The sequence below is a fragment of the Catenulispora subtropica genome (assembly GCF_039531675.1).
In the GTDB taxonomy this organism is placed as follows: Bacteria; Actinomycetota; Actinomycetes; order Streptomycetales; family Catenulisporaceae; genus Catenulispora; species Catenulispora subtropica.
Map to the genome: position 1 here is coordinate 163,682 of NZ_BAAAQM010000015.1, position 9,258 is coordinate 172,939.

5 protein-coding genes are annotated in these 9,258 nt (G+C 71.6%); 2 read left to right on the top strand and 3 right to left on the bottom strand.

Annotated features, from left to right (window positions below):
- Positions 1 to 153: 153 nt before the first annotated feature.
- Complete coding sequence (pyk, locus tag ABD466_RS15585; RefSeq protein ID WP_344657753.1) at positions 154 to 1,647, bottom strand: pyruvate kinase; 1,494 nt, start codon at positions 1,645 to 1,647, stop codon at positions 154 to 156.
- 447 nt (positions 1,648 to 2,094) lie between these two features.
- Between pyk and ABD466_RS15590 the strand changes: the two genes are divergently transcribed.
- Complete coding sequence (locus ABD466_RS15590; RefSeq protein WP_344657754.1) at positions 2,095 to 2,301, top strand: DUF4190 domain-containing protein; 207 nt, start codon at positions 2,095 to 2,097, stop codon at positions 2,299 to 2,301.
- A gap of 80 nt (positions 2,302 to 2,381) precedes the next feature.
- Here ABD466_RS15590 and ABD466_RS15595 read toward each other — a convergent pair whose 3' ends face one another.
- Together ABD466_RS15595 and gltB are read right to left on the bottom strand one after the other, a co-directional pair.
- Positions 2,382 to 3,842, bottom strand: coding sequence for a glutamate synthase subunit beta (locus ABD466_RS15595; RefSeq protein ID WP_344657755.1), 1,461 nt, complete (start codon positions 3,840 to 3,842; stop codon positions 2,382 to 2,384).
- Positions 3,835 to 8,472, bottom strand: coding sequence for a glutamate synthase large subunit (gene gltB / locus ABD466_RS15600; protein ID WP_344657756.1), 4,638 nt, complete (start codon positions 8,470 to 8,472; stop codon positions 3,835 to 3,837). The genes ABD466_RS15595 and gltB overlap by 8 nt, the downstream gene beginning before the upstream one ends.
- A gap of 284 nt (positions 8,473 to 8,756) precedes the next feature.
- Here gltB and ABD466_RS15605 point away from each other — a divergent pair.
- A partial coding sequence (locus ABD466_RS15605; protein WP_344657757.1) for a hypothetical protein occupies positions 8,757 to 9,258 on the top strand: 502 nt, incomplete at its 3' end.

The window sequence follows — 9,258 nt, forward strand, 5'->3', positions numbered from 1 at the left end:
AAAGCCCCGCGACCCGCTCGCCGCCCCGGCGGGCGGGTTTCGTGCCGCGCTCTGCGCCGTGTCCGCCGTCGCGAGCAGACCGGCGCCGCCCCGGGATCCGGCGGGTCCGGATCTCCGGGACGGCGCCGCGCGCCGCGTCCGGTCCGCTCCCGGCTACCGCTGCTGCGGCTGGCCCGCGCGGTAGGCCCGCGCCGCGCCGCCGATGGCGTCGCCGACCCGGTGCACGCGCACCGCGTTGGTCGAGCCGGGGATGCCGGGCGGGGAGCCGGCGATGATGACGACGGTGTCACCGGGCTTGCACAGCTCCAGGTTCAGCAGCTCGGTGTCGACCTGGCGGACCATCTCGTCCGTGTGCTCGACCTCGGGGCTGCAGAAGGTGCGCACACCCCAGCTCAGCGCGAGCTGGTTGCGGATCTCGGCGTGCGGGGTGAAGGCCAGCACCGGCGTCGGCGGGCGGTACCGGGACAGCCGGCGCGCGGTGTCGCCGCTTTCGGTGAAGGCCACCAGGTACTTGGCGTAAAGGTTCTCGCCCAGCTCGGCGGCCGCGCGGGCGACCGCGCCGCCCTTGGTCCGGGGCTTGCTCAGGGCCGGCTTCAGGCCGGCGGCCAGGGTCTCCTCCTCGGCCGCGACGATGATCCGGGCCATGGTCTCGACGGTCTGCACCGGGTAGGCGCCGACCGAGGTCTCCCCGGAGAGCATCAGGGCGTCGGTGCCGTCCAGCACGGCGTTGGCGACGTCCGAGGCCTCGGCCCGGGTGGGCCGGGAGTTGGTGATCATCGAGTCCAGCATCTGGGTGGCCACGATCACCGGCTTGGCGTTCCGGCGGGCCAGCGTGATGCAGCGCTTCTGGACCATCGGGACCTGCTCCAGCGGCAGCTCCACGCCCAGGTCGCCGCGGGCCACCATGATCGCGTCGAAGGCGTCGACGATGGCGTCCAGATTGGCCACCGCCTGCGGCTTCTCGACCTTGGCGATCACCGGCACCCGGCGGCCGACCTCGTCCATGATCTCGTGCACCCGGTCGATGTCGGCGGCGTCGCGGACGAAGGACAGCGCGATCATGTCGGCCAGGACGCCGGGGCTGCCGTAGCCCTCCGCCGGGGCGCCGAGCGCCCAGCGCAGGTCCATCTCGTCCTTCTCGGACAGCGCGGGCACCGACACGGCGACGCCCGGCAGGTTCAGGCCCTTGCTGTTGGAGATCGGGCCGCCCTCGATCACCCGGGTCACCACGTCGGTGGCGTCGACCTTGACCACTTCCAGGCAGAGCTTGCCGTCGTCGACCAGGATCCGGTCGCCGGGCTTGCAGTCGCCGGGCAGCCCCTTGTACGTGGTGCTGCAGATGGTCGCGTCGCCCGGGACGTCGTTGACGGTGATGGTGAACTCGGCCCCGTTGGCCAGGAACTCCTTGCCGTTGGCGAAGGTGCCGAGGCGGATCTTCGGACCCTGCAGGTCGACCAGCACGCCGATGGCCTGGCCGCTGCTCGCGGCGACCTGGCGGACATTGCGATAGCGCTCCTCGTGGTCCTCATAGGAACCATGGGAGAGATTGAGGCGGGCCACATTCATGCCGGCTTCCACCAAAGCGGTGATCTGCTCGAGGGTTCCGGCGGACGGGCCCAGGGTACAAACGATTTTCGCGCGGCGCATGCCCACTACCTTATGTCCTACTCGTTAGTAGCTTTTTCCGGTCTGACAACTTCCCGCGGCGGTGAACACAACTTTCCGCCGCCGTTCACCGTGTGTCTGCGCGGAATGAACCGGGAGTAACGGAGACAATTGGCGTCCATGACGACAACCCCTCCCCCGGAACCCCCGGAGCCGAAGCCGGATCCCGCTCCGGAGCCGGAACCGGACCGGCCGGCGGAGCCGGAGCCCGCCGAGCCCCCCGCGCAGGGGTCACCACCCGCGGACACTCCCCCGCTGCCGAACGCGGGCGGGCCGTACCCGAGCCCTGATCAGCCCCACCCGCCCACGGGGGCCCCGCAATACCCGCCGCCGCCTCCGTCGCCTCCGGAGCCCTACCCCGGCGGCGTCGCAGGCCCCGGATACGATTACGGAGCCTACGGCGCTCCCCCGGTGCGCCAGAACAACGGCATGGGCGTCGCCGCGCTGGTGATGGGCGTCATCGGCTTCCTGATCGGACCGTGCAGCATCCTGGCCATCGTCTTCGGCAGGATCGGCCTGAACCGGGTGGCCCGCGGGGAGGCCACGAACCGCGGTGTCGCCCAGGCCGGCTTCGTGCTCGGCATCGTCACGCTGGTGCTGTGGATCATCGGCATGATCGCGCTGGCGTCGCGCTGACCCCGCCCCGGAGCGCGGAGGGCTGACACCCGGCGCGGCCGCCCCGTCCGGTACCACCGTCGGGGCGGCCGCGCCGCCGCTCACACCGTCACCGGCCGCGCCGTCGGCGGGATCGGCTTCGGCAGCGTCGTGGACCCGCTCAGGTAGGCGTCCACCGAACTGGCCGCCGAGCGGCCCTCGGCGATCGCCCACACGATCAGCGACTGCCCGCGCCCGGCGTCCCCGGCCACGAACACGCCCGGCACGTTGGTGGCGTAACCGCCGTCGCGGGCGATGTTGCCGCGCTCGTCCAGCGCCAGGCCCAGCTGGTCGATCAGGCCGTTGCCGCGCTCCGGGCCGACGAAGCCCATGGCCAGCAGCACCAGGTCGGCCGGGATCTCGCGCTCGGTGCCCGGCACCGGGACCGGCCGCCCGCCCTCGAACGCCACCTCGACCAGCCGCAGCGCGGTGACCCGGCCGTTCTCGTCGCCGACGAACTCGGTGGTGGACACCGAGTACACCCGCTCGCCGTTCTCCTCGTGCGCCGAGGACACCCGGAAGATCATCGGGTACGTCGGCCAGGGCTGCCCGGCCGGCCGGTCCTCGGTCGGCCGCGGCATGATCTCCAGCTGCGTCACCGAGGCCGCGCCCTGCCGGGTCGCGGTGCCCAGGCAGTCCGCGCCGGTGTCGCCGCCGCCGATCACCACCACGTGCTTGCCGAACGCGTCGATCGGCGCGGTGAGGTAGTCGCCCTCGCAGGTCTTGTTCGCGTACGGCAGGTAGTCCATCGCCTGGTGCACGCCGGCCAGGTCGCGGCCCGGCACCTCCAGGTCGCGCGCCTTGGTGGCGCCGACCGCCAGCACGATGGCGTCGTACCGGGCCAGCAGCGCGTCGCCGGTGAGGTCCACGCCGATGTGCATGCCCGGCCGGAACTTGGTGCCCTCCGCGCGCATCTGCTCGACGCGGCGGTTCAGGTGCCGCTTCTCCATCTTGAACTCGGGGATGCCGTAGCGCAGCAGCCCGCCGATGCGGTCGGCGCGCTCGTACACGGCCACGGTGTGCCCGGCCCGGGTGAGCTGCTGGGCGGCGGCCAGCCCGGCCGGCCCGGAGCCGATCACCGCGACCGTCCGGCCGGACAGCCGCTCCGGCGGCAGGGGCTTGACGGTGCCGTCCTCCCACGCCCGGTCGACGATGGAGACCTCGACGTTCTTGATGGTCACCGCGGGCTGGTTGATGCCCAGCACGCAGGCGGTCTCACAGGGCGCCGGGCACAGCCGCCCGGTGAACTCCGGGAAGTTGTTGGTGGCGTGCAGCCGGTCGGAGGCACCCTCCCAGTCGCCCTTCCACACCAGGTCGTTCCACTCCGGGATGATGTTCCCGAGCGGGCAGCCGTTGTGGCAGAACGGGATTCCGCAGTCCATGCACCGGCCGGCCTGCTTGCTGATGATCGGCAGGAGCCCGCCGGGCTTGTACACCTCCTTCCAGTCCTGGACGCGCTCGGTGACCGGACGGCGCTCGGGCTGCTGCTGCGGGGTCGTCAGGAAGCCACGGGGATCAGCCACGGGTGGCCTCCATGATCTTGTCGAGGGTCTGCTCTTCGGACAGGCCCGCGGCCTGGGCCGCGGCGCGGGCGGTGAGCACCCGCTTGTAGTCGACCGGCATGATCTTGGCGAACCGGCCGACGTTCGCGGCCCAGTCGGCCAGCAGGTCCTCGGCCACCGCCGAACCGGTCTCCTCGGCGTGCTCCTGCACCAGGGCGTGCAGCAGCGCGCGGTCCTCGGCGTCCAGCGCCTCGACGTTGACCATCTCCGAGTTGACCCGGGAGACCTTGAGGTCGAGCACGTAGGCGGTGCCGCCGCTCATGCCGGCGGCCAGGTTCCGGCCGTGCGCGCCGAGGATGACGACGGTGCCGCCGGTCATGTACTCGCAGGCGTGGTCGCCGACGCCCTCGACGACGGCGGTGGCGCCGGAGTTCCGGACGCAGAACCGCTCGCCGACGGTGCCGCGCAGGTGCAGGCGGCCGCTGGTGGCGCCGTAGGCGATGACGTTGCCGGCGATCACGTTGGTCGCGGCGGCCTGGTTGATCCGGTCCGCGGCGCGGTGCGGCCGCACCACGATCCGGCCGCCGGACAGGCCCTTGCCGACGTAGTCGTTGGCGTCGCCCTCCAGCCGCAGGGTGATGCCGGGGGCCAGGAAGGCGCCGAAGGAGTTGCCCGCCGAGCCCACGAAGGTGAGGTCGATGGTGCCCTCGGGCAGGCCCTCGCCGCGGTGCTTCTTGACCACCTCGTGCGACAGCATGGTGCCCACGGTGCGGTTGACGTTGCGGATCTCGAACTGCGCCCGCACCGGCTCGCCGGACTCGATCGCCGGGTGCGCGACCGCGATCAGGCGGTGGTCCAGGGCCTTGTCCAGGCCGTGGTCCTGCTCGCGGGTGCGGTGCAGCGCGGTGCCCTCCGGCAGGTCCGGGACGTGCAGCAGGGGGCTGAGGTCCAGGCCGGAGGCCTTCCAGTGGGCGACGGCCGCGGAGGTGTCGAGCAGCTCGGCGTGGCCGATGGCCTCCTGGACGGAGCGGAAGCCCAGGGCCGCCAGGTGCTCGCGCACCTCCTCGGCCAGGTACTCGAAGAAGGTGACCACGAACTCCGGCCGGCCGGTGAACCGGGAGCGCAGCTCCGGGTTCTGCGTCGCGACGCCGACCGGGCAGGTGTCCAGGTGGCACACGCGCATCATGACGCAGCCGGAGACCACCAGCGGCGCGGTGGCGAAGCCGTACTCCTCGGCGCCGAGCAGCGCCGCGATGACGACGTCGCGGCCGGTCTTGAGCTGACCGTCGGTCTGCACCACGATCCGGTCGCGCAGACCGTTGAGCAGCAGCGTCTGCTGGGTCTCGGCCAGGCCCAGCTCCCACGGGGCGCCGGCGTGCTTGAGCGAGGTCAGCGGGCTGGCGCCGGTGCCGCCGTCGTGGCCGGAGATCAGCACCACGTCGGCGTGCGCCTTGGACACGCCGGCCGCGACCGTGCCGACGCCGACCTCGGCGACCAGCTTGACGTGCACGCGGGCGTCGCGGTTGGCGTTCTTCAGGTCGTGGATGAGTTGCGCCAGGTCCTCGATCGAGTAGATGTCGTGGTGCGGCGGCGGCGAGATCAGGCCGACGCCCGGCGTGGAGTGCCGGGTCTTGGCCACCCACGGGTACACCTTGTGGCCGGGCAGCTGCCCGCCCTCGCCGGGCTTGGCGCCCTGCGCCATCTTGATCTGGATGTCCTCGGCCGCGGCCAGGTACTCGGCGGTGACGCCGAACCGGCCGGAGGCGACCTGCTTGATCGCGCTGCGGCGCTCCGGGTCGCGCAGGCGCTCGACGTCCTCGCCGCCCTCGCCGGTGTTGGACTTGGCGCCCAGCCGGTTCATGGCGATGGCCAGGGTCTCGTGCGCCTCGGCCGAGATGGAGCCGTAGGACATGGCGCCGGTGGAGAAGCGCTTGACGATCTCCGAGACCGGCTCGACCTCCTCGATCGGGACCGGCGGGCGCTCGCCGCCCTTGATCTTGAACAGGCCGCGCAGCGTCATGAGCCGCTCGGACTGCTCGTCGATGCGGGAGGTGTACTGCTTGAAGATGTCGTAGCGCTTCTCCCGGGTGGAGTGCTGCAGGCGGAACACCGTGTCCGGGTCGAACAGGTGCGGCTCGCCCTCGCGGCGCCACTGGTACTCGCCGCCGATCTCCAGCCGGCGGTGCGCCAGGCGGGAGGTGCCGGCCTGCTTGGGGTAGGCGCGGGCGTGGCGGCGCGCGGTCTCCTCGGCGAGCGTCTCCAGGCCGACGCCGCCCAGCTTGCTGGTGGTGCCGGTGAAGTACTCGTCGACGACGTCCTGGGCCAGGCCGATGGCCTCGAAGATCTGGGCGCCGCGGTAGGAGGCGACGGTGGAGATGCCCATCTTGGACATCACCTTCAGCACGCCCTTGCCCAGCGCCTTGATCAGGTTCTTGATGGCCTGCTCGGGCTCGATCAGGCCGAGCCGGCCGCTGGCCGCCATCTCCTCGACGGACTCCATGGCCAGGTACGGGTTGACGACCGCGGCGCCGTAGCCGATCAGCAGGGCGACGTGGTGCACCTCGCGGACGTCGCCGGCCTCCACGACCAGGCCGACGTGGGTGCGGGTCTTCTCCCGGATCAGGTGGTGGTGCACCGCGGAGGTGAGCAGCAGCGAGGGGATCGGGGCGTGCTCGGCGTCGGAGTGCCGGTCGGAGAGCACGATGATGCGCGCGCCGCCGGCGATCGCCTTGGCGACCTCCTCGCGGATCTCCTCCAGGCGGGCCCGCAGGGCGGCGCCGCCGCCGGAGACCCGGTAGAGGCCGGAGACGGTGACCGCGCGCAGGCCGGGCAGGTCGCCGTCGGCGTTGATGTGGATGAGCTTGGCGAGCTCGTCGTTGTCGATGACCGGGAAGGCCACCTCGACCTGGCGGCAGCTGGCGGCCGTGGGCTCCAGCAGGTTGCCCTCCGGGCCGATGGCGGTGGACAGGCTGGTGACCAGCTCCTCCCGGATGGCGTCCAGCGGAGGGTTGGTGACCTGGGCGAACAGCTGGGTGAAGTAGTCGAAGACCAGGCGCGGCTTGTCGGACAGGACCGCGACCGGGGAGTCCGAGCCCATGGAGCCCAGCGGCTCGCCGCCGGTGCGCGCCATCGGGGCGAGCAGGACCCGCAGCTCCTCCTCGGTGTAGCCGAAGGTCTGCTGGCGGCGGGTGACCGAGGCGCGGGTGTGCACGATGTGCTCGCGCTCGGGGAGCTTGTCGAGCTTGATCAGCCCGGCGTGCAGCCACTCGGCGTAGGGCTCGGCGGCGGCCAGGGCGGCCTTGATCTCCTCGTCCTCGACGATGCGGCCGGCGGCGGTGTCGACGAGGAACATCCGGCCGGGCTGCAGGCGGCCCTTGCGGACCACGGTGGCCGGGTCGATGTCCAGGACGCCGAACTCGGAGGCCAGGACGACCAGGCCGTCCTCGGTGACCCAGTAGCGGGAGGGACGCAGGCCGTTGCGGTCCAGGACGGCGCCGATCAGGGTGCCGTCGGAGAAGACCATGTCCGCCGGGCCGTCCCAGGGCTCCATGAAGGTGGAGTGGAACTGGTAGAAGGCCCGCCGGGCGGCGTCCATCTCGCCGTGGTTCTCCCACGCCTCGGGGATCATCATCAGCACGGCGTGCGGGAGGCTGCGGCCGGACAGGTGCAGCAGCTCCAGGACCTCGTCGAAGGAGGCGGAGTCGGAGGCGCCGGGGGTGCAGATCGGGAACAGCCGGTCCAGGTCGCCCCGGATCAGGTCGGTGCCGAGCTGGGACTCCCGGGCCCGCATCCAGTTCCGGTTGCCGACCACCGTGTTGATCTCGCCGTTGTGCGCGACGAAGCGGTAGGGGTGGGCCAGCGGCCAGGCCGGGAACGTGTTGGTGCTGAAGCGGGAGTGGACCAGGCCGATGGCGCTGGCGAAGCGCTCGTCCAGCAGGTCGGGGAAGAAGTGCTCCAGCTGCTCGGTGGTGAGCATGCCCTTGTAGACCAGCGTGCGCGAGGACAGCGACGGGAAGTAGACCTCGGCGTCGCGCTCGGCCCGCTTGCGCAGGGCGAAGGCCAGCCGGTCCAGCTCGATGCCGCTCTCGCCGCCGGTACCGGTGACGAACAGCTGGCGGAACCGGGGCATGACGGACAGCGCGCCCTGGCCGAGCCCCTCGGGGTTCGTCGGCAGGTCGCGCCAGCCGAGGATCGCCAGGTCCTCCTCGACGGCGATGGCCTCGATCCGGGCCTCGGCGGCCCGCGCCTCGTCGTCGTTGACGGGCAGGAACGCCAGACCCACGGCGTAGTGCCCGGCCGGGGGCAGATCGAAACCAGGGTTCGCGGATCCGGCGCCCGCGGCCTGCTCGGCCACCACGGCACGCAGGAAGGCGTCCGGAACCTGCACCAGGATGCCGGCCCCGTCCCCGGTGGACGGTTCGGCGCCGGAGGCGCCGCGGTGCTCCATGTTGACCAGCGCCTGCAACGCCTGGGCGACGATCGCGTGGGAGGGCACCCCGGTGAGCGTCGCGACGAACGCGACCCCACAGGAGTCCTTCTCCGCGCGCGGATCGTAGAGCCCCTGGGCCGCGGGAAGCGCCGAGAACGGCACGGCACTCTCAGCGGGGCGGGCGGGGGCAAGACGACCGGGCGGTATGGCGGGCAAAGCCATGGGCTGTCCTTCCGTCGTGTCTATGGCACGGCGGGACGTCGTTGGCCCTTGCGCGATCTCGATCAGGTGTAAACAGAGGTTACAACATGGTGGGGCGCGTGGGGAGTGGACTATCTCACAGTGCGGGACGAGCCATCCCGAGATGCGTTCCAGATAGCGAGATGCGCGTTCGGGCTTCCGCCGTGGGGGGTGGGCGGTTAGCTTGTGGGCGGTGGGGGTTGTGGGGGTTTGATCGCATAGGCCGGTCGGGCGACGGCTGAGTGATGGTGGGGGGTTGGAGGGGCGTGAGCCGTCGTGCGGTGGATCAGTCTCCGGAAGACCGGTTCCGCAGGCTGATCAGGCGTTATCGGGCGGATCTGAGTGATCTCCAGGGGCTCGACACCGAGCAGGCGCGCCGGGTGCGAACGGCGGTTCGCCAGGCGGCGGCCCGGGACGCGGCGGTCCAGATGCGCGCGATGGCCGGGTTCGGCCCCGCGATGCTGCTTTTCTTCCCGGAACTCGGCGGCGTGATGGTTGCCGCATTCCTCATACTCCCGAACGACCGTGCGCCGACTCTGCGCGCTTTCGCGACCGTGGCCGCAGTGGGCTCTGGTCTGTACTACGGCCTGCTCATCGCCATCGCCCCGACTGTCATGCGGTGGCTTGCCTTGTGGCGGGCCAACAGTGACGCCGCACCCACGGTATCCACACCGGTGCCCACGTCCACGAGGCTCGAGCGTTCCGTATTCCTCCTAGGAGCTGTTCGGGGTTCGGATCATGTGTCTCGTCAGGCTAGGTTCGCGCGTT

What these genes read in the sequence shown, in the direction of transcription:
- gltB (WP_344657756.1), bottom strand. Translation starts at nt 8,472, where the DNA reads ATGGCTTTGCCCGCCATACCGCCCGGTCGTCTTGCCCCCGCCCGCCCC.
- pyk (WP_344657753.1), bottom strand. Translation starts at nt 1,647, where the DNA reads ATGCGCCGCGCGAAAATCGTTTGTACCCTGGGCCCGTCCGCCGGAACC.
- ABD466_RS15590 (WP_344657754.1), top strand. Translation starts at nt 2,095, where the DNA reads ATGGGCGTCGCCGCGCTGGTGATGGGCGTCATCGGCTTCCTGATCGGA.